This is a genomic window from Streptomyces sp. NPDC087422, assembly GCF_044744145.1.
GTDB lineage: Bacteria > Actinomycetota > Actinomycetes > Streptomycetales > Streptomycetaceae > Actinacidiphila.
On record NZ_JBIUXT010000003.1, the window covers coordinates 339,486 to 357,880 of the forward strand.

Annotated in this window: 18 protein-coding genes and 1 pseudogene; 8 read left to right on the plus strand and 11 right to left on the minus strand. The window is 71.3% G+C overall.

Annotation, left to right across the window (positions count from 1 at the left end):
* Positions 1-66: 66 nt before the first annotated feature.
* Entirely contained in the window at positions 67-780 is a 714-nt protein-coding gene (locus ACIO6U_RS11085) for an SDR family NAD(P)-dependent oxidoreductase (RefSeq protein WP_355339665.1), read from the minus strand.
* A 101-nt stretch (positions 781-881) separates the two neighbouring features.
* On the opposite strand from ACIO6U_RS11085, the gene ACIO6U_RS11090 reads away from it, so the two are divergent.
* The 3 genes from ACIO6U_RS11090 (at position 882) to ACIO6U_RS11100 (ending at position 3,043) form a co-directional block, all read left to right on the plus strand.
* Complete coding sequence (locus ACIO6U_RS11090; protein ID WP_391158623.1) at positions 882-1,730, plus strand: helix-turn-helix domain-containing protein; 849 nt, start codon at positions 882-884, stop codon at positions 1,728-1,730.
* A gap of 146 nt (positions 1,731-1,876) precedes the next feature.
* A complete protein-coding gene (locus ACIO6U_RS11095; RefSeq protein WP_401717684.1) occupies positions 1,877-2,362 on the plus strand; it encodes a GNAT family N-acetyltransferase in 486 nt (161 codons plus the stop codon).
* A gap of 45 nt (positions 2,363-2,407) precedes the next feature.
* Positions 2,408-3,043: a TetR/AcrR family transcriptional regulator gene (locus ACIO6U_RS11100; RefSeq protein WP_401717687.1), complete on the plus strand. Its 636-nt coding sequence runs from the start codon at positions 2,408-2,410 to the stop codon at positions 3,041-3,043.
* 7 nt (positions 3,044-3,050) lie between these two features.
* Here the strand turns inward: ACIO6U_RS11100 and ACIO6U_RS11105 are convergent, their stop codons facing one another.
* The 3 genes and pseudogenes from ACIO6U_RS11105 to ACIO6U_RS11115 form a co-directional block, all read right to left on the minus strand.
* Positions 3,051-3,413, minus strand: coding sequence for a hypothetical protein (locus tag ACIO6U_RS11105; protein ID WP_355339653.1), 363 nt, complete (start codon positions 3,411-3,413; stop codon positions 3,051-3,053).
* Between the two features lie 96 nt (positions 3,414-3,509).
* A pseudogene (locus ACIO6U_RS11110) lies at positions 3,510-4,012 on the minus strand (RbsD/FucU domain-containing protein).
* A 69-nt stretch (positions 4,013-4,081) separates the two neighbouring features.
* Positions 4,082-4,918, minus strand: a complete 837-nt coding sequence (locus ACIO6U_RS11115) for a chitosanase (protein ID WP_355340133.1) — start codon at positions 4,916-4,918, stop codon at positions 4,082-4,084.
* A gap of 231 nt (positions 4,919-5,149) precedes the next feature.
* Here ACIO6U_RS11115 and ACIO6U_RS11120 point away from each other — a divergent pair, with 231 nt between their 5' ends.
* Positions 5,150-5,386 (plus strand): DUF2277 domain-containing protein, encoded by a 237-nt coding sequence (locus tag ACIO6U_RS11120; protein ID WP_355339648.1) that lies wholly within the window; start codon positions 5,150-5,152, stop codon positions 5,384-5,386.
* A gap of 32 nt (positions 5,387-5,418) precedes the next feature.
* Complete coding sequence (locus ACIO6U_RS11125; RefSeq protein ID WP_355339645.1) at positions 5,419-5,859, plus strand: PPOX class F420-dependent oxidoreductase; 441 nt, start codon at positions 5,419-5,421, stop codon at positions 5,857-5,859.
* A 635-nt stretch (positions 5,860-6,494) separates the two neighbouring features.
* Here the strand turns inward: ACIO6U_RS11125 and ACIO6U_RS11130 are convergent.
* Positions 6,495-7,958: an LCP family protein gene (locus tag ACIO6U_RS11130; RefSeq protein WP_391041857.1), complete on the minus strand. Its 1,464-nt coding sequence runs from the start codon at positions 7,956-7,958 to the stop codon at positions 6,495-6,497.
* Positions 7,959-8,256: 298 nt separating this feature from the next.
* A complete protein-coding gene (locus ACIO6U_RS11135) occupies positions 8,257-9,123 on the minus strand; it encodes a helix-turn-helix domain-containing protein (protein ID WP_401717691.1) in 867 nt (288 codons plus the stop codon).
* 181 nt (positions 9,124-9,304) lie between these two features.
* Between ACIO6U_RS11135 and ACIO6U_RS11140 the strand changes: the two genes are divergently transcribed.
* The gene (locus tag ACIO6U_RS11140; RefSeq protein ID WP_355339636.1) at positions 9,305-9,781 is read left to right on the plus strand and encodes an ATP-binding protein; all 477 of its coding nucleotides are present in this window, start codon (positions 9,305-9,307) and stop codon (positions 9,779-9,781) included.
* Between the two features lie 39 nt (positions 9,782-9,820).
* On the opposite strand, the gene ACIO6U_RS11145 is transcribed toward ACIO6U_RS11140, so the two are convergent.
* Positions 9,821-10,057: a DUF397 domain-containing protein gene (locus ACIO6U_RS11145; RefSeq protein ID WP_355339633.1), complete on the minus strand. Its 237-nt coding sequence runs from the start codon at positions 10,055-10,057 to the stop codon at positions 9,821-9,823.
* Positions 10,058-10,313: 256 nt separating this feature from the next.
* Between ACIO6U_RS11145 and metG the strand changes: the two genes are divergently transcribed.
* Positions 10,314-12,047, plus strand: coding sequence for a methionine--tRNA ligase (gene metG / locus ACIO6U_RS11150; RefSeq protein WP_355339630.1), 1,734 nt, complete (start codon positions 10,314-10,316; stop codon positions 12,045-12,047).
* A 31-nt stretch (positions 12,048-12,078) separates the two neighbouring features.
* Here the strand turns inward: metG and ACIO6U_RS11155 are convergent, their stop codons facing one another.
* From ACIO6U_RS11155 to aspS, 4 genes are all read right to left on the minus strand, one after another.
* The gene (locus ACIO6U_RS11155; RefSeq protein ID WP_391041861.1) at positions 12,079-12,888 is read right to left on the minus strand and encodes a hypothetical protein; all 810 of its coding nucleotides are present in this window, start codon (positions 12,886-12,888) and stop codon (positions 12,079-12,081) included.
* Between the two features lie 29 nt (positions 12,889-12,917).
* Entirely contained in the window at positions 12,918-13,742 is an 825-nt protein-coding gene (locus ACIO6U_RS11160; RefSeq protein ID WP_401305580.1) for a hypothetical protein, read from the minus strand.
* Positions 13,732-14,265 carry a SigE family RNA polymerase sigma factor gene (locus ACIO6U_RS11165; RefSeq protein ID WP_401717696.1) on the minus strand — a complete coding sequence of 178 codons (534 nt, stop codon included), beginning with the start codon at positions 14,263-14,265 and terminating at the stop codon, positions 13,732-13,734. Before ACIO6U_RS11165 ends, ACIO6U_RS11160 begins: the two co-directional genes overlap by 11 nt.
* A 63-nt stretch (positions 14,266-14,328) precedes the next feature.
* Positions 14,329-16,107, minus strand: a complete 1,779-nt coding sequence (gene aspS, locus ACIO6U_RS11170; RefSeq protein WP_355339618.1) for an aspartate--tRNA ligase — start codon at positions 16,105-16,107, stop codon at positions 14,329-14,331.
* A gap of 161 nt (positions 16,108-16,268) precedes the next feature.
* Here aspS and ACIO6U_RS11175 point away from each other — a divergent pair, with 161 nt between their 5' ends.
* The gene (locus ACIO6U_RS11175) at positions 16,269-18,386 is read left to right on the plus strand and encodes a SpoIIE family protein phosphatase (protein WP_355339615.1); all 2,118 of its coding nucleotides are present in this window, start codon (positions 16,269-16,271) and stop codon (positions 18,384-18,386) included.
* Positions 18,387-18,395: the final 9 nt, after the last annotated feature.

Sequence of the window (18,395 nt, forward strand, 5' to 3'; positions counted from 1 at the left end):
GGGGCGGGCGGCACCCGCGGCCCCGGCGTACAGGGGCCGTCGGGGCCGCCCCGTCAGGGGCCGCGGCTACCAGGGCAGCGGCCCCTCGGCGTCGAAGTACCCGCCGGTCGGGCCGTCGGCCGGCACCTGCGCCATCCGGACGATGATCTCGGCGCCCTGCTCGACCGTCTGGACCCCGGTGTTCCCGTTCAGATCGGTCTTGGTGAAACCGGGCTCGACGGCGTTGATCCGCATCTCGGGGAACGCCTTCGCGTACTGCACGGTGATCATGTTCACGGTGGTCTTCGACGCCGGGTACGCGACGCCCGGATACGCGTAGGCGGGGGTGCCGGGGGCGCTGAGCCGGGACAGCGAGGCCAGCCCGCTGCTGAGGTTGACCACGACCGGCGCGGCCGAGCGGCGCAGCAGCGGCAGGAACGCGTGGGTGACGCGCACCAGGCCGAAGACGTTCGTCTCGAACGTCTCCCGCATGACGTCGGCGGTCAGGTCGGCGGCGCCGACGACGCCGTTGTCGGCGGTCCTGCTCTCGATGCCCGCGTTGTTGACCAGGACGTCGAGGCCGCCGTCCGCCGCGATGGCCTCGGCCGCGGCCCCGACGGACGCGTCGTCGGTGACGTCGAGCCGGACCGCCCGCGCGCCCGCGCCCAGCCGCTCGACGGCCTCCCGCCCGCGGTCGGCGTCCCGGCTGCCCACGTAGACGGTGTGGCCCGCGGCCAGCAGGCGGCGGGCGGTCTCGAAGCCGAGGCCCTTGTTCGCTCCGGTGATCAGTGTCGTTGTCATACGTCCACGGTGCGGCAGGCCCGCCGGGGCAGCCAGTGGCCCGGTCTTCCTGGGACTGCCGGTACCAGGACGGCGCGGGCCGCACGGTGCACAGTGGAACCATGGCGACCACGGAGTTCGGGCACACGGTACGGCGCTGGCGCGACCGGGTCTCCCCCGAGGCGGCCGGGCTGCCCGCCGGGGGCCACCGGCGGGCGGCCGGGCTGCGCCGCGAGGAGCTGGCCCTGCTCGCCGGGATCTCCGTCGACTACGTCACCCGGCTCGAACAGGGCCGCGCGGCCAACCCCTCCGAGCAGGTCGTCGAAGCGCTCGGCCGCGCGCTGCGGCTGACCACCGCCGAGCGCGAGCACCTCTTCCACGTCGCCGGACTCGTCCCGCCGGGGCAGGGCACCGTCCCCGCGTACATCACGCCGAGCGTGCAGCGCATGCTCGACCGGCTGACCGGGACGCCGGTCGCCGTCAGCGACGCCGCGTGGACGCTGCTGCTGGCCAACCCCCTGTACGTGGCCCTGATGGGGCAGCAGCAGGGCAACGACCGCAACGCGATCTGGCGCAATTTCCTCGGCTCCGGCTCCCGGGTCCGCCACACCCCCGAGTCGCTGCGGCTGCTGGAGATCTCCCAGGTCGCCCAGTTGCGCGCCACCGCCAACCGCTACCCCGCCGACCAGCGCCTGCGCCGCCTGGTCGCCGAGCTGCGCGCCCGCAGCCCGCGCTTCGCCGAGCTGTGGGAGTCCGGCGAGGTCACCCGGCACGACGCCTCCCGCAAGACGATCGACCACCCGGTGGTCGGCCCGCTGACCCTGGACTGCGACATCCTCAGCGTCGCCGGAAGCGATCTGCGGATCATGGTCTACACCGCCGAGCCCGGCACCGAGGACGCCGAACGCCTCACCCTGCTCGGCGTCGTCGGCACCCAGGCGCTCAGCCCCGCCGGGACCCCCGGCACCTGACCCGCGTCCGTACGCCTCGCGGAAGACGGCGCGGACGACTCCCCCGAGCCCTGCTGCCGGGGCGGTGGCTCCGCGGTCTGCCGCCGGGGCGGTGGCGCGAGGGGGGCCGGGGCGGGGCGGCGCGGGCACTCGCGGATACTTGGGGGATGCGGACGAATGGGGCAGTACAGAGCGCTGACCTGCGGTGGGCGCTGCGCGCGGCCGTCGCGGGGGACGTGGAGCCGATAGCCGAGCTGCGGGCCGTCGTGATGCGGGCGGATCTGGAACGGCTCGGGCGGTACGACGGGCACCGGGTACGGCAGCGGCTGCGGGACTCGTTCTCGACGCGGTACACCTCGGTCGTCACCGTCGAGGGGGACTTCGCCGGGTGCGTGACGCTGCGGCCCGCCGGGACCGGCGGCGCTCTGCTCGAACACTTCTATCTGGAACCCCGTCACCAGGGGCGGGGGTTGGGCTCGGCCGTGCTGCGGGAGCTGCTGGGCCGCGCCGACGCGCGCGGCGAGGACGTACGGCTGAACGTCCTCCAGGGCAGCGCCGCCCGGCGGCTCTACGAACGGTGGGGCTTCGTCCTGGAGACGGAGGACGCGGTCGACGTGTTCATGGTGCGCCCCTCGCCGGTCGCGAACGCCTGAGGTTACGGTGATTCACCTTGTGGTGACGGGTGTTAACCTGCGGATATGACGCCTTCCGTCGAGCGCACCGCACCGGCCCGCCGCAGTGGACAGCACCACGGCGACCTCCGCAACGCCCTGGAGCGGGCCGCCCTCGGCCTCGTCGCCGAGCGCGGGCCGCACGGCTTCACGCTCGCGGAGGCCAGTCGGCGGGCGGGGGTCAGCGCGGCGGCGCCGTACAAGCACTTCGCCGACCGGGACGCGCTGCTGGCGGCACTGGCCGAGCGCGGGTACCGCGAGCAGCACCGCCGGTTCTCGGCCGCCGTCCGTCAATCCGCGGACCCGGTCGAGCAGTTGGCGGACTTCGCCGCCGCCTACGTCCGGTTCGCGGTGGAGGAACGGGCCCTGTTCGACATCACGTTCAGCGCGGGACTCGACAAGTCCCGCTATCCGAGCCTGGCTTCGGCGGGCGACCAGGTGCTGACCGCCGTGCTCCCGACGGCCCGCCGCCTCACCTCGGGCGACCGCGCGGTGGAGTTGATACTCGACGTCTCCTCGGCCGCGCACGGCCTGGTCCTCTTCCTCGCGGAGGGTCTGCTCGGCCCGGCGCCGGACGCCGTCGCCCGCGCGGAGTCCCGCGCCGCGCGCACCGCCCGCGCCCTGGCCCGCGCGCTGCCGACCGTCACGCGAGAGCCGCGCTGACGCGTCGTCAGAGGTCGGTGATCTCCTGGGCGTAGAGCGTGGTGAGCGGCTGCGGGCCCACGTACTGCTGGCAGTTGCACGTGCCCGGCTCGTAGTGCGTGGGCTTCTTGTCCGCGTCCCAGGCCGTGGGGACCTCGACGGTCTCGTGGCAGCGGCCGGACTTGTCGTGCTTGGCCAGGTGGTGGGTGCAGCCGCAGACCGGCTCGGGGCCGCGCCCCGCCGCCTCCAGCTCGCGGCGCTCCTTGCGGTCCGCCTCAAGGCGCTCCATCGTGCGCTCGTGCCGGGTGCGCAGCGCGGTGCGGACGGTGTCGGCGATCGAGGTGAAACCGCCGACCGCGAAGAGGGCGATCACCCACCAGAGCCAGTTCATACGGAAGGAACCCCCGTGTCGAGCGTGCACAGCGTGTGGGCCCCAGCGTAAGCCGCCACCCGGCCGGGACGGCAGGGGGCGAAGGCCGTCCGCCGCTCAGCGGTCCTCCGACCGCACTCCGATCGTGAGCAGCAGATTGGCGTACGTACGCCGGTCGCCGGTGGCCACCACGAGGGTGGTGTCGGGGCCGCGGGCCGCGTCGTAGAAGGCGAAGCGGTCGAGGCCGTCGAGGGTGAGGCCGGGAAGGGCGGTACGGAACTCCGCGAAGATCTCCGGCGCGGAAAGGTCGGAAGTGTCGGACGTCTCGGAAGTGTCGGACGTCTCGGAAGCGTCGTCACGGTCAGGCGGCGGGGTCATGACGGCCGCCGCCTCGATCGGGACCGCGTCGACCAGGGCGTCCAGCACCTCGGTGACCAGCAGCCGGTCGGGGCTGAGGTTGAGGTAGACGCGCTCGGCGGCCGGGTGTGCGGATAGTGGCCGTCGCTGATCAGGACGCGGGAGCCGTGGCCCGCGGCGGCGAGCGCGGCGAGGATCGCGGGGTGGGTCAGTCCGTAGCGCAGCATGGGCGGCGGCTCCTTCGATACATCCGATCTCTGCATCCGACCCCGGGAGCGTACCCGGCCCGCCGACACAAGGGTCGGCGGGCCGGGGGCGGGAAGCGTCGGGCGCTACGGAAGCGTCAGGATCTGGTACGAGTCCCCGTACGTCTTCCACTTCAGCGGCGGGTCCAGGTTGAGGTTGCCCGCGTTGAGGAAGACGCGCTGCTCGGTGTCGACGCGGCTGGTGTCGTCGTGGGCGTCCTCGGTCTTCATCGCGGCCTTGCGGGCGTCGAGGAAGGCGTTGAGGTACGTGGTCTCGTTGCCGCCCTGGGCCGGGGTCTTGGCCTTCTTCATGGCGGTCTTGCGGATGCCGCCGAAGCTGACGGAGTCGTCGCCGGGGCCGTGCATCACGATGGCGTCGTAGTAGATGAACTGGCCGAGGGTGCCGAGGCCGTCCGTCTTGGCCTGGTTGACCGACGGGTTGAAGTAGACGCGGTCGCGCTCGTCGTTCTGCGCGGTCTGGAAGACGGTGTCCTTGGCGGCGGTCTTCCACGCGCTCACGAAGGCCGAGCCGAGGCCGGAGTGCGAGTCGGAGCCGTTGACGCTCTCCAGCGCGGGGAGGTACTTGGCCAGGACGTTGCCGGGCTTGAGGTCGTTGTAGTGCTTGACCAGGTCCAGCATGTCGCCGGTGCCGGAACAGAAGCCGATGATGCCCGCGGTGTAGCCGCGGCCGTCGCCGATGTCCTCGATGTACTTGTACTGGGCCTTCCAGTCCAGCGAGGAGTTCTCCGCGCTGGAGACCAGCTCCATCGCGATTTCCTTCTTGTGCGGGTCGGCGAGACCGGCTGCCGCCGCCTTGGGCGCGACGGCGGCGGCGTGCGCGCCGGGCGCGGTGGCCGCGTTGCCCGCCGTGGCCAGGGCCAGCGAGGCGCCGCCGCCCGCCAGTACGCCGACGGCGGCGATCATGGCTATCCGGCGGCTGGGGCGCCGGTTCGAGCGGTGCGAGTGGGGGGATCGGTGCACGTGCGTCTCCGTTTCCGGCCGTCGGAGGAACGGCCAACTGCGGGGGCCTGCTGTGCAGTTAGGAAAGGTTCCTAACCAATGGAGAGCATTGAAGCACTGCGACGGCCGCACGCCAAGGGGCCGCCGCGACCGAGTTCGTGGCGCGATGTCGTACCCCCGCGCGACACTGGAGGCATGTGCAGAAGCATCAAGACCCTGCGACCGCCGATGACGCCCGATCCGGACGAGGACGACATCGAAGCGGCGGCGCTCCAGTACGTCCGCAAGATCTCCGGTTTCCGCGCGCCCGCCGCGCACAACCGGGAGGTCTTCGACGCCGCCGTGGCCGCCGTCGCCGCGGCCACCGCCGACCTCCTCGACGGCCTGGAGGTACGCGGCGCCGCCGCCCGCGCCCACGGCGGGGCGGCCTGACCCCCGGACCCGCCGGGCCCTAACCTGACCCCATGCAGCACATGACCGAGGCCGAATGGCGCGCCTTCGCCTCCACCGGTACCCGCACGGGGAAGCTCGCCGTCCAGCGCAAGGACGGCGGTCCCCACGTCACGCCCGTCTGGTTCCTGCTCGACGACACCGACCCCTCCGACATCCGCGTCGTCTTCAACACCGGCAGCGACTCCCTCAAGGGCAAGGCCCTGCGCCGCGACGCCCGCTTCGCGCTCTGCGTGGACGATCAGGAGCCGCCCTACTCCTACGTCCTCTTCGAGTGCACCGCCGAGCTCGTCGAGGACCCCGCCGCCCTGCTTCACTGGTCCACCAAGATCGGTTCCCGCTACATGGGCTCCGCCCGGGGGGCCGAATTCGGTGCCCGCAACGCCGTTCCCGGTGAATATCTCGTCCGTGGCCGCATCAACCGTGTCACGGCCCAAGCCGCCGTAGCCGACTAGCCCCCGGGCCCCGCCCCCACCCAGAACGGTGAGCCGATCTTTCCCGGGCCCGCCCCCGTCCCCGCACCTCCCCGGGGCAGTGGGCCGGATCTTTTCCGGGGCCCGGCCCCCGCACCCGCACCCGCCCGGGGCAGTGGGCCGGATCTTTCCCGGGGCCCGGCCCCCGTGCCCGCACGTGGCCCGGACGGTGGGCCGATCTTTTTAGGGGCGCGGGGAACTGCGCGACCAGCCCCCACCGGGCTTTCAGCCCGAAAACAACCGCATCTGCCCCACTGGGGCCGGTTCTCACGGCGCACCACCGCCGTGGCTGAGCGCGCAGTTCCCCGCGCCCCTAAAAACACGTGGCTGGCCCCCCGGCAAAAGAACCGCACCAGGGCCGCGCCCCAAAAAACACGTGGCTGCCGCCCCGGCAGAAGAACCGCCCAGGGCCGCGCCCCTAAAAAATCGGCGTGCCGACCAGCGCAAGGAAACCGCCCAGGGACCGCGCCCCCAAAAAACGCGTGGCTGCCGCCCCAGCAGAAGAACCGCCCGGGGCCGCGCCCCTAAAAAATCGGCGTGCCGACCAGCGCAGAGGAACCGCCCTGGGGCCGGGCCCCTGGAAGAGCGCCCCTGCCCGGGAGGGCCCCGGCGGGGGGCTAGCCGTAGGAGAGTTTTTTGCAGGGGTCGGTGTCCGCGGCGCGAGCCTGCTGCGTGAGATTGGTCGGCAACGGCTTCGGCTTGCTCGCCGCCGAGGCGAAATCCTGGCCGACGACGAGATTGATGCCCGAGATGGCGAGCGGAGCGAGCTCCGCGCCGGGAAAGAGCTTGGCGAGCTCGGTGGCGTGCGCCTTGTCGGCGGGCCCGTACTCGATACGGGTGGTGGCGTGGTCCTGGGACTTGGCGGTGGAGGTCCCGGTGACGGTGTAGCCGGAGCCCTTGAGCTTGTCGGCGGCCTTGCCGCCGAGCCCGTCCACGGTGGTGCCGTTGAAGACGCCGACCGAGACGCCGGTGCCGTCGACCGTGGCGGCGGGCGTCGGGGAGGCCGTCGACTTCGGCTTGCCCGAGGCGTCGACGCCTTCCAGGGTCCGGTTGGCCCGCAGCTCCGCGAAGAGGTCGTCCACGTCGGGGTGGACGAGGTCGATGCGCGGCCCGTCGTACTTCCACGGCGCGGTGATGAACTGGATGTTCTTGAGGTCGATGTTCTTCAGCGACAGCCCGAAGGACATCAGCTTGGTGGCGCTGCCGAGCCCCGGGTCCACGGTGAGCGACTTGGTGGCGGCGTCGGCCAGCGGCAGCAGCGTCGTCGGGTTCATGCCCTGCCCCTTGATCTTGGCGATCAGGGCGGACAGGAACGCCTGCTGCCGAAGCATGCGGCCGACGTCGGAGTTGTCGCCGACCCCGTGCCGTACGCGGACGTAGTCCAGTGCCTGCTGGCCCTGGAGATTCTGCATGCCCGCGTCGAGGACGACCTTGCCCTTGCTGCCGCGGTTGGGGTTCATGTCCCCCTGGTAGATCTTGTTCGGCACGCAGACCTCGACGCCGTGCACGGCGGAGGTCATGGACGCGAAGCCCTCGAAGTCGACCACCATGGTGTGGTCCACGCGCAGCCCGGACAGCTTCTCGATGGTGTTCTGCGTACACGCCGGATTGCCCTTGGCCGTGTCGCCCATCGAGAACGCCGAGTTGAACTGCGCCCTGGGCTGGTCCGGCGACCACTTGCCGTCGGGCAGCAGGCACGGGGGTATGTCGACCATCGAGTCACGCGGTACGGAGATGCCCACCGCGTGTTTGTGGTCGGGGTAGACGTGCAGCAGGATCGTGGTGTCCGAGCGGCCGATGTCGCCGGAGGCGGAGCCGCCCAGCTTGCCGTTCGCGCCGGAGCGGGTGTCGGAGCCGATCAGCAGGACGTTGACGGCGGTGTGGCCGTTGGCGTCCGCGGGCCCGGCCTTGGGCCGGTTCTTGCTCAGCCCCGCCGAGTCGAACGTCGAGATATTGGCGTTGAGCTTCAGGTAGATCGCGCCGGCGCCGCCGGCCAGCAGCACCACGAAGGCGACGGATATCGCGATGATCCAGCGCTTGCGACTGCGCTTGGGTTCTCGCTTGCGCCCACGAACGCCCATTCCCACACCTTCAGTCCGGTGGCTCGCACGCACACGACGAAGCCCCAACGTTTACCACTTGAACCATCCCGCTCGTATGACGCGCGTCACACCGGCTCCGCCTCGGGGGAATTGCCCGGCGAGACACTGTACGTGGTGCGCATTTCGGTAATCGTCAATGCGGGGAGGGTGACGGAATCGGGAGCGGAAGCTCCGCATCCGCGGCTGTCCGTGGCGCGGCGCGCACGCGAAGGGCCGGGGCACACGCGAAGGGCCGGCTCCCGCCGTCATCGGCGGAAGTCGGCCCCGGGCGCACGACTCACAGTTCGCACTGGAAGGAGTTCAGCCAGTCCAGGGAAGCGGTGGGCGTCAGCGCGACATCACTCAGCGCGTTCATCGCCTTCTGGTACTCGACCACTTCGTCGGGCTTGTCGATGTAGAGCGCCCCGGTGAGCTGCTCCAGGTAGACCAGGTCCGGCAGATCGGACTCCGGGAAGCTCAGCAGCGTGAAGGCGCCGCCGCCCGCCGCGTGCCCGCCCGTGGCGAACGGCAGGATGCGGACGTCGACGTTGGGCCGCTCGGCGGCTTCCAGGATGTGCCGCACCTGGTCGATCATCACCTGCCGGCCGCCGAACGGACGGCGCAGCGCGCCCTCGTCCATGACGGCGACGAAGTGGGGCGCCTGCTCGGAGACGAGAAGCTTTTGCCGCTCCAGGCGTAGACCGACTCGTCTTTCCACCCAGGGCACGGCTGCCTCGGGGTGACCAAGCCGGATCACCGATCTTATGTAGTCCTCGGTCTGCAACAGGCCGTGCACGAACTGCACTTCGAAGGTGCGGATCAGCGCGGCCGACTCCTCCAGGCCCACGTACGTCTGGAACCACGTCGGCATGACCTCGCCGTATCCGTGCCACCAGCCCGCCGCGTTGGCCTCGCGGACCAGGCCCAGCATGGCCGCCCGCTCGGCTTCGTCCGTGACCTCGTAGAGGGTCAGCAGATCGGCGACGTCACGCTCCTTGAAACTGACTCTTCCCAGCTCCATGCGGCTGATCTTCGATTCGGAGGCCCGGATCGAGTAGCCCGCCAGCTCGCGGGTGATGCCCTTGGACTCACGCAGCCGCCGCAGCTGCGCTCCGAGCAGCATTCGTCGCACGATGGACCCGCCTCCCGGCTGCCCTGCGCTCATAGGTCACGCTCCGCCCTTGGTTCATCAGCAGTCTGCCACTAACGGACTGCGCGGTGTACCCGTTCGGTCACTCTCCACCGACACGTGCATCAATTCCTTGCAGATGCACGTGCAGACGCTCTTGCATCGGAGGGTGCTGATCCATGAGCATGGTGGACGTGCAGATACCCCGGGGGCACGTATGAAGGCAGAGGCAGTCGCCGTGCTGGAGCCGTTATGGCAGGGAGTGCTCGCGCCTGAGCGCGTGGCCTCGGGTAACGGAGCCACCTGTGAGCTGCCCGCCGCCCTGGAGTCAGTGGGTGAGGCACGTCACTTCACGCGCGCGACGCTCCAACGATGGGATCTGTCCACGCTCCGCGACTCGGTCGAACTGGTCGCGTCCGAGCTGGTGACCAACGCGCTGCGGTACGCGGTGCCGATCGGCGCGCCCGGCGCCCCGGTACGGCTGAGCCTGGTGCGCTGGACCTCGCGCGTGGTGTGTGCGGTGCGTGACCCCAGCGGGGTGGCGCCCGTCGCCAAGGACCCTGATTTCGTGGCCGAGACCGGCCGCGGACTTCATCTGGTGGACTCGTTCAGCGAGAACTGGGGATGGCACCCGCTGAGCGGCACGGGAAAGGTCGTCTGGGCGCTTTTTCTCACACCGGGCGGACCCTGTTAGTTCCGCCGGTTCCACGCGGGTCGCGGCGCAACCGGCGCATTACGGGACCAGGTGGTCGAATTCACCGGCTTTCACGCCGATGATCATCGATTCGATCTCCGCACGTGTGTATATCAGCGCCGGACCCTCGGGGAAGCGCGAATTCCGTACGGCGACCTCGCCGTCGGGCAGGGCGGCGAACTCGACGCACGTTCCATTGGCATTACTGTGACGGCTCTTCTGCCAGACCACTCCACGTAGGTCTTCTGCAGCCATTCCGTTGTGCGTCCGGCGCATCAGCCACTCCCCATAAGTGCCATGTCTGGTACGGCAGATCATAACTCGTTGGGCAGGCACGTGCATGTGCACGTGCATGTGCACGTGCAGTCACTCGCTGTGATCTTCAGGGCTCGACCCCCCGGGGCTGTTCACAGCCCTTCACAGCCCGGCTACCCGGAAAAGGGGCGGCGGATGCCCCCCGGTCGTCCGATACGATATTGACCGTCCGTAGAGGAATTACTCACTCCCCGCAACGAATTGGGAGCAGCCCGCAATGGCGCGTCACCTCATCACCTCAGCCCTCCCCTATATCAACGGGATCAAGCATCTGGGCAACATGGTGGGGTCCATGCTCCCGGCCGACGTCTACTCGCGGTATCTGCGGCAGCGCGGCCACGACGTCCTCTACATCTGCGCCACCGACGAGCACGGCACCCCCGCCGAGCTGGCCGCCAAGGAGGCGGGCCTGCCGGTCGACGTCTTCTGCGGCCAGGCACACCTCGCGCAGAAGGCGATCTACGACGGCTTCGAGCTGTCCTTCGACCACTTCGGCCGCAGCTCCTCGGCGGAGAACCGCGACATCACCCAGCACTTCGCGCGCAGGCTCAACGAGAACGGCTTCATCGAGGAGCGGGCCGTCCGGCAGGTGTACTCGCTCGCCGACGAACGCTTCCTGCCCGACCGCTACATCGTCGGCACGTGCCCGTACTGCGGGTACGACAAGGCCCGCGGCGACCAGTGCGAGAACTGCACGCGGGTGCTCGACCCGACCGACCTCATCGACGCGCGCTCCGCGATCAGCGGCAGCAGCGCGCTGGAGGTCCGCGAGACCAAGCACCTGTTCCTCCTCCAGTCCAAGCTCGCCGGCGAGGTCGAGGCGTGGATCGACGCGAACGGCGCCGACTGGCCCACCCTGGCCTCGTCCATCGCGCGGAAATGGCTCACCGAGGGACTCCAGGACCGGGCGATCACCCGTGACCTGGATTGGGGCGTTCCCGTACCGGCCGACACCTGGCCGGAGCTGGCCGCGGACGGAAAGGTGTTCTACGTCTGGTTCGACGCGCCCATCGAGTACATCGGTTCCACCAAGGAGTGGGCCGACGCCGCGTCCGAGGGTGAAGTACGGGACTGGAAGTCGTGGTGGTACGAGGCCGACGACACGGTCCGTTACACCGAGTTCATGGCCAAGGACAATGTGCCCTTCCACACCGTGATGTTCCCGGCGACCCAACTGGGCACCCGTGAACCGTGGAAGAAGGTCGACTACGTCAAGGCTTTCAACTGGCTGAACTACTACGGCGGCAAGTTCTCCACCTCGCAGCGCCGCGGTGTCTTCACCGACGCCGCCCTCGAGTTGCTGCCCGCCGACTACTGGCGCTACTTCCTCATCGCGAACGCGCCGGAGTCCGACGACACCTCCTTCACCTGGGAGCTGTTCGCGGCGGGCGTCAACAAGGACCTCGCCGACACCCTCGGCAATTTCGTCAACCGCGTCCTGTCCTTCTCGCGCAAGCGATTCGGCGACGAAGTGCCCGCGGGTTCGGCGGCCGGCGCCGCCGAGGCGAAGCTCGGCGAGCAGATCGCCGCGCTGCTCGCCGAATACGAGGGCCACATGGAGACGCTGCAATTCCGCAAGGCCGCGCAGTCGTTGCGGGCGCTGTGGAGTGCGGGCAACTCCTACCTGGAGGAGAAGGCCCCCTGGATGGAGATCAAGACCGACCAGGACGGCGCCGCGCTCACGCTGCGTACCGCGATGAATCTCATCCACCTCTACGCGGTGGTGTCCGAGCCGTTCATCCCGGCCTCGGCCGCCGCCATGCGGGCCGCCTTCGCGCTGCCCGCCGACGACGCCCGCTGGGTCACCGCCGACGAGGCCCGCGCGCTGGACTCGGTGCCCGCGGGCACCCCCTTCACGGTGCCGCCGGTGCTCTTCGCGAAGATCTCCGACGAGGACCTGGCGTCGTACATCGAGCGGTTCGGCGGCGACCCGGACGCGCCGGCCGCCTGAGGAACGCGATCGGGGCCGTGCGTACGGCCGTTCAGCGCGCCAGCGCGGCCCCGTCGCCCATCACCACCACCGGGTGCAGCTTCGGGTCCAGGGTGCGCAGCAGCGTCCGCATGGCCTGCTGCGGCAGCGAGACACAGCCCTGGGTCGGGCCGCCGTGGTCCACGTGCAGCCAGATGCCGCCGCCGCGCGAGGCGCCCAGCGGACGCGTCCAGTCGCGCGGTGACGTGCCGGGCAGGTGGTTGTAGTTGATGGCGATGACGTAGTCGAAGGAGCCCGCCAGCGGCTCGCCCCTGAAGCCGGTGCCGGAGACGCTGAAGCCGATCGGCGCGTGGTCGTAGGGGAGTTCGGTGCCGGGGTCGGGGAGGTGGCCGCCCGCGTCGGTGAGGCCGAAGACGCCGATCGGTGAGCGCAGATCGCCGGTGCGGTGCGTGTCGGTCCAGCCGCGCAGCGCGTTGTGCGCGGCCCACACCGGACCCGACGGCCGCCAACCGGCCGTGTTCTCGCGGGTGTAGAAGGTGACCTTCGCGTCCGGCGAGTCGGGGCCCGCGCCGGTGACCAGGACGGCCTGCCGCGCGTCGGCGGGGATCTGCGAGCGCGTCTTCGGCCCGAGGCCCGGCAGTTGGGCGGGCGGCGCGGGTGTCGTGCGCACCGGCTCGGGCGCGGACCTGCCCGCCCGGCCCGCGGGACCGCTCACCACCGTGCTCAGCGGCCCCTCGTCGCCGACCTTCGACGCCCGCACGCCCGTGCCACCGGCCACGCAGCCGGACACCAGCGGGGCGGCGGCCAGCGCGGTCAGGACGGCGGCGGCCAGGAGACGGCGGGGGCGGCGGGTGGTGCGCATGACGTGGCGGGGGCCTTTCACGGGAGCCTTCACGAGAAGACGGCGTTCTTCAGCGCGTCGTTGATCTGGGACTGCTGCGCGTCGGTGGCGTCGGCCAGGCACACCGAGACCTCGATCAGGACGTCGGAGCCGGACGCGTCGGTGAGCAGGGCCTTGGTCTGCGCGGTGCCGCCGACCGCCCGGCAGGCGCTGACGACGACGGACGAAGTCACCGGGTGGCCGTCGGCGTTGAGCTTGTCCACCGTCGTCTTGCTGTGCCGGAGCGTCAGCATCATCAGCGCCCCGCCGCGGGTCAGGGTGCGGACCAGCGGGGTGCAGAAGCCGTCCAGCGGCTTGACGCAGCCGTCGGTGGGCAGGCCGAGCGCCTGCGAGGAGGCGAAGACGTCACCCGTCTTGGGCGCGACGACCGTCGTCCAGCCGGGCGGCAACCGCAGGTCGAGACCGGCCAGTTCGGGGAAGTGGTACGTGACCGCCGCCGACGCGGCGGACGCCGACTCGGTCGCGCGGGTGGTCTGTCCGGGGCTCGGGGTCGGGCTCGGGCCGCTGTCCACCGGGCCGGTCGCCGTCGGAGCGCTCGCCGTCGGGCCGCCGCTGCCGGACGCGGGCGGCGCGAGCGAGGTGACGACGGCGGGCGGCGCCGGGGCGCTCGCCGCGCCGCCGAGACCGGGCAGCACCGTCCCGGCCGCCGCGACCGCCACCACGACGGCGGCGGACATCCCGACCGCGCGGCGCCTGCGACGGCGCAGCGCACGCTCCTTGACCCGCTCCAACCGCTGTACGGGGGCGGGCAGTTGGGGCACCGCGCGCTCCAGCAGGTCGCGCAGCTCGTCCTCCGCGAAACGCTCATCCGGCATGGTGTTCACCTCCGACGCCCGTGTCGACCGCTTCGGGCAGCCGTCCGCGCAGCGCCCGCAGCGCCTTGGACGCCTGGCTCTTGACGGTGCCCTCCGTGCAGCCGAGGACGTCCGCGGTGTCGGCCACGCTCAGGTCCTCGAAGTAGCGCAGCACGACCACCGCGCGCTGGCGTACCGGCAGTTCCCGTATCGCCGCGGCCAGCGCCTGCTCCAGGTCCACGTCCCCGTACGGGTCCGCCGGCTGCGGGCGGTCGGGCATCTCGCCGTGCGGCACCTCGCCGCGCCAGCGCCGCCGCCACCACGAGGCGTGGGTGTGCACCAGCGCCTTGCGTACGTACGCCTCCGGGCTGTCGCCCGCGATCCGGTGCCACTTCGGCCACACCCTGGCCAGCACCGTCTGGAGCAGGTCCTCTGCGAGGTGCGGGTCGCCGGTCAACAGCCACGCGACCCGCAGCAGTCTGGGGCCGCGGGCCGCCACGAACTCCTCGAAACCGGGGTGCGACACCGTTGTTCCTCTCCACACCCCTTCAACGCGGTGACCCGCCCCCGGGGTTGCCCCCCGGCTCGCCCCTCCCGAGACGCCGTCCTAGCGCCCCGCGGAAGGGCGCCCTGCCGAAGGGCGGAGCTGGATGTGGAGCTCGCGCAGCCGCGCCTCCTCGACCTCGGAGGGCGCGCCCATGAGCAGGTCCTGGGCGTTCTGGTTGAGCGGAAACGCGATCGTCTCGCGGATGTTGGGCTCATCGGCGAGGAGCATGACCATACGGTCGACGCCCGGCGCGATGCCACCGTGCGGCGGCGCGCCGAAGTGGAAGGCGCGGAGCATGCCGCCGAACTCGGCCTCCACCGTCTCGCGGGTGTAGCCCGCGATCTCGAACGCGCGGTACATGACGGCGGGTTCGTGGTTACGGATGGCTCCGGAGGACAGCTCGATGCCGTTGCAGACGATGTCGTACTGCCAGGCCAGGATGTCCAGCGGGTCCTTGGTGTTGAGGGCTTCGAGGCCGCCCTGCGGCATGGAGAAGGGGTTGTGCGAGAACTCCACGGCCCCGGTGTCCTCGTTGCGCTCGAACATCGGGAAGTCGACGATCCAGCAGAAGCGGAAGACGTTCTCCTCGAACTGGCCGGTGCGCTTGGCGGCCTCGACCCGGACCGGGCCCATGATCTTGGAGACCTCGTCGAACTCACCGGCGCCGAAGAAGATGGCGGTGCCGGGCTTCGCGCCGACGGCGGCGAGCAGCGCGGTGACGTCCTCGGGGGTGAGGAATTTGGCGATCGGGCCGGTCAACGCGTTGCCGTCGCCGACCCGGACCCAGGCCAGGCCCTTGGCGCCGAGCGAGACCGCGTACTCGCCGAGCTGGTCGAAGAACTTGCGCGGCTGCTCGGCGGTGTCGGGCACGGCCAGCGCGCGTACGTGCTTGCCGGCGAACGCCTTGAAGCCGCTCCCGGCGAACACGTCGGAGACGTCGACCAGTTCGAGCGTGGTGCGCAGGTCCGGCTTGTCGTTGCCGTACTTGAGCATCGACTCGCGGAAGGGGATGCGGGGGAACGGCGAGGTGACCGTGCGTCCGCCGCCCAGCTCGGTGAAGAGGTCGGTCATGACCTTCTCGATGACGCCGAAGACGTCCTCCTGCTCGACGAAGCTCATCTCGACGTCGAGCTGGTAGAACTCGCCGGGCGAGCGGTCGGCGCGTGAGTCCTCGTCGCGGAAGCAGGGCGCGATCTGGAAGTAGCGGTCGAAGCCGGAGATCATCAGGAGCTGCTTGAACTGCTGCGGGGCCTGCGGCAGCGCGTAGAACTTCCCGGCGTGCACGCGGGAGGGCACCAGGAAGTCGCGGGCGCCCTCGGGGGAGGTGGCCGACAGGATCGGGGTGGCCATCTCGTTGAAGCCGAGCGCGGTCATCTCGCGGCGCAGGAAGGAGATGACCTGGGTGCGCAGCATGATGTTGCGGTGCATGCGCTGGCGGCGCAGGTCGAGGAAGCGGTTGGTGAGCCGCATCTCCTCGTTCGCGTTGTCCTCGGGGAAGACCGGGAAGGGCAGCGGGTCGGCCGCGCCCAGCACCTCCAGGGCGGTCACGTCGACCTCGACCTCGCCGGTCGGCAGCTCCGGGTTGACGTTCTCCGCGGAGCGGGCCAGGACGCGGCCGTCGACGCGGACGACGGACTCCTTGGACTGGCCGCTGAGCTGGTCGTACACCGGGGAGCCGGGGCGGACGACGAGCTGGGTGAAGCCGTAGTGGTCGCGCAGGTCGACGAAGAGGATGCCGCCCAGGTCGCGGCGATTGTGCAGCCAGCCGGACAGGCGGACGTCGGTGTCGACGTCGGTGGCGCGCAGCTCGCCGCAGGTGTGGGACCGGTACCGGTGCATCATTCGTCCTCGACGCTGGATGTTGGGTGGGTGGCCGGGCCAGCGGCCCAGCACAGCTTACCGGCGCCCGCACACCGGCCTCACTCCGGATTCGGTGGGGCGTAAGGCCACGAAGGCCGCCCTACTGGGCCATAACGCCCCAATTCTCATAAACTGACACAATGCGCACCGAGGACGTCCTGGCCGCAGTCGGTACCGGGCTGTGGCAGTGGCACGAGGCCACCGGCACCGTGACGGTCGACGCCCGCGCCGCGCGCCTGCTCGGGCTGTCCGGCGGCCCGGCCGAGCACCGGACGTCCGCCGTTCGGGCGTGCCTGCACGCCGCCGATTACGTGTCGCTGGCCGGCGCGGTCTCGCTGGCCTACTCGGAGGGCACGGTCGCCGAGGCGCTGGTGCGGGTGGTGGGCGACGACGGCGCGACCCTGCGGACGGTACGGGCCAGGGTGCGCCCGCAGGGCACGGTGATGGCGGGCACGCTGCACGAGGTGCGCGGCGGCCCCTCACGGGCGGCGGCGCAGGCGGGCGGCGGCTGGCGGCGGGCCAGGGAGGCGTTCCTGCTGGACGCGGGGCGCGCGCTGGCCGAGGCCGACTCCACCGCCGAGGTGCTGCGGGTGGCGGCCACCTTGTCGATGCCGGGTTTCTCGCCCGACGGCCTCGCCGTCTTCGGCACGGACGGCGACCGGCTGTCGGTGATCGGGCACCACGGGCAGGCGGCGGGCACCGAGGACCCCTTCCTCGACATGCCGCTGGACACCGACTACCCGGCCGCGCTGGTGGTCCGTACCGGCCAGGCGGTCTATCTGCCGTCGCCGGCCGCGTACGAGGACCGCTTCCCGGTCACCTGGCCGCTGGTGAAACCGTTCGGCCGCTCCTCCTGGGCGTATCTCCCGCTGGTCGTGGCCGGGTCCACGATCGGCGCCTGGATGGCGGCCTTCCGCGACCCGGTGGCCTTCACGCCCGACGAGCGCTCGGTGCTCACCACGGTGGCCCGGATGCTCGCGCAGGCGCTGTCCCGCGCGCATCTGCACGAGTCGGAGCGCGCCCTGACCGACGGCCTCCAGCGCACGATGCTGCCCGCGCGCAGGCCGGGCATCGAGGGCATGGCGGTGGCCGCCCGGTACGTGCCGACCGGCGGCGGCCTCCAGGTCGGCGGCGACTGGTACGACGTGATCGGGCTGCCGTCGGGCCGTACCGCGATCGTCATCGGCGATGTCCAGGGCCATGACGTACGGGCCGCGGGGATCATGGGCCAGCTGCGGATCGCGCTGCGCGCCTACGCGGCCGAGGGCCACCACCCGGACGCGGTGCTCTCGCGCACCTCCCGCTTTCTGGCCGGGCTGCACGACGGGCTCCCCGACGGGCCGGCGGACGGGCTGCGCGACGGCCTGCACGAGGGGCTGAGCGCCGACGAGTCCGCCGACGTACGCTTCGCGACCTGCCTCTATCTGGAGGCCGACCCGCTGACCGGCACGCTCGACGTGGTGCGCGCCGGGCACCCGGAGCCCGCGATCCGGCTCGGCGACGGTACGACGATCGTCCGGCGTACGGCGGGCGGCCTGCCGCTGGGCATCGAGCCGGACACCGACTACCCGACGACCCGGCTGGTCCTGGAGCCCGGCGAGGTGCTGCTGCTGTGCACCGACGGCCTGATCGAGACCGGCGGCCACGACCTGGAGACCGGCTGGCAGCGGCTGCGCGATGTGCTGGAGGCCGGGCCCGCGGGCGATCTGGAGGAGCTGGCCGACTCCCTGATCCGCGCGGTGCACGGGCCCGCCTCCCACCACACCACCGGGCCGCTGGCCGACCGCCGCGAGGACGACATCGCGCTGGTCCTGCTGCGCCGCGACCCCGACGGCCCGACCTGCGCGGTCCCGGTCCGCCGCGCGGTGCTGACCGTCTCGCAGACCGACCCGGGCCGCATCCGCGCCACGCGCGACGACATCCGTGCCCTGCTGCACGACTGGACCTCGGCCGACCAGGTCGAGTCCGCCGTCCTGCTCGTCTCCGAACTGGTCACCAACGTGCTGGTGCACACCGACGAGGACGCCGTACTGACCGCCATGGTCACCGGCATGCCCGGCACCCGCCGCCTCCACGTCGAGGTCGGCGACCGCTCCGACGACATGCCGCACCGCCGCTCCCCCGGCGAGATGGCCTCCTCAGGCCGCGGCCTGATGCTCATCGAGGAGCTCGCCGACGCCTGGGGCGTCGATCCGCGCGGCGACGGCAAGTCCATCTGGTTCGAGCTGTACGAGGCGACGAGCCCGTCGATCGGGTGACCGCCCGGC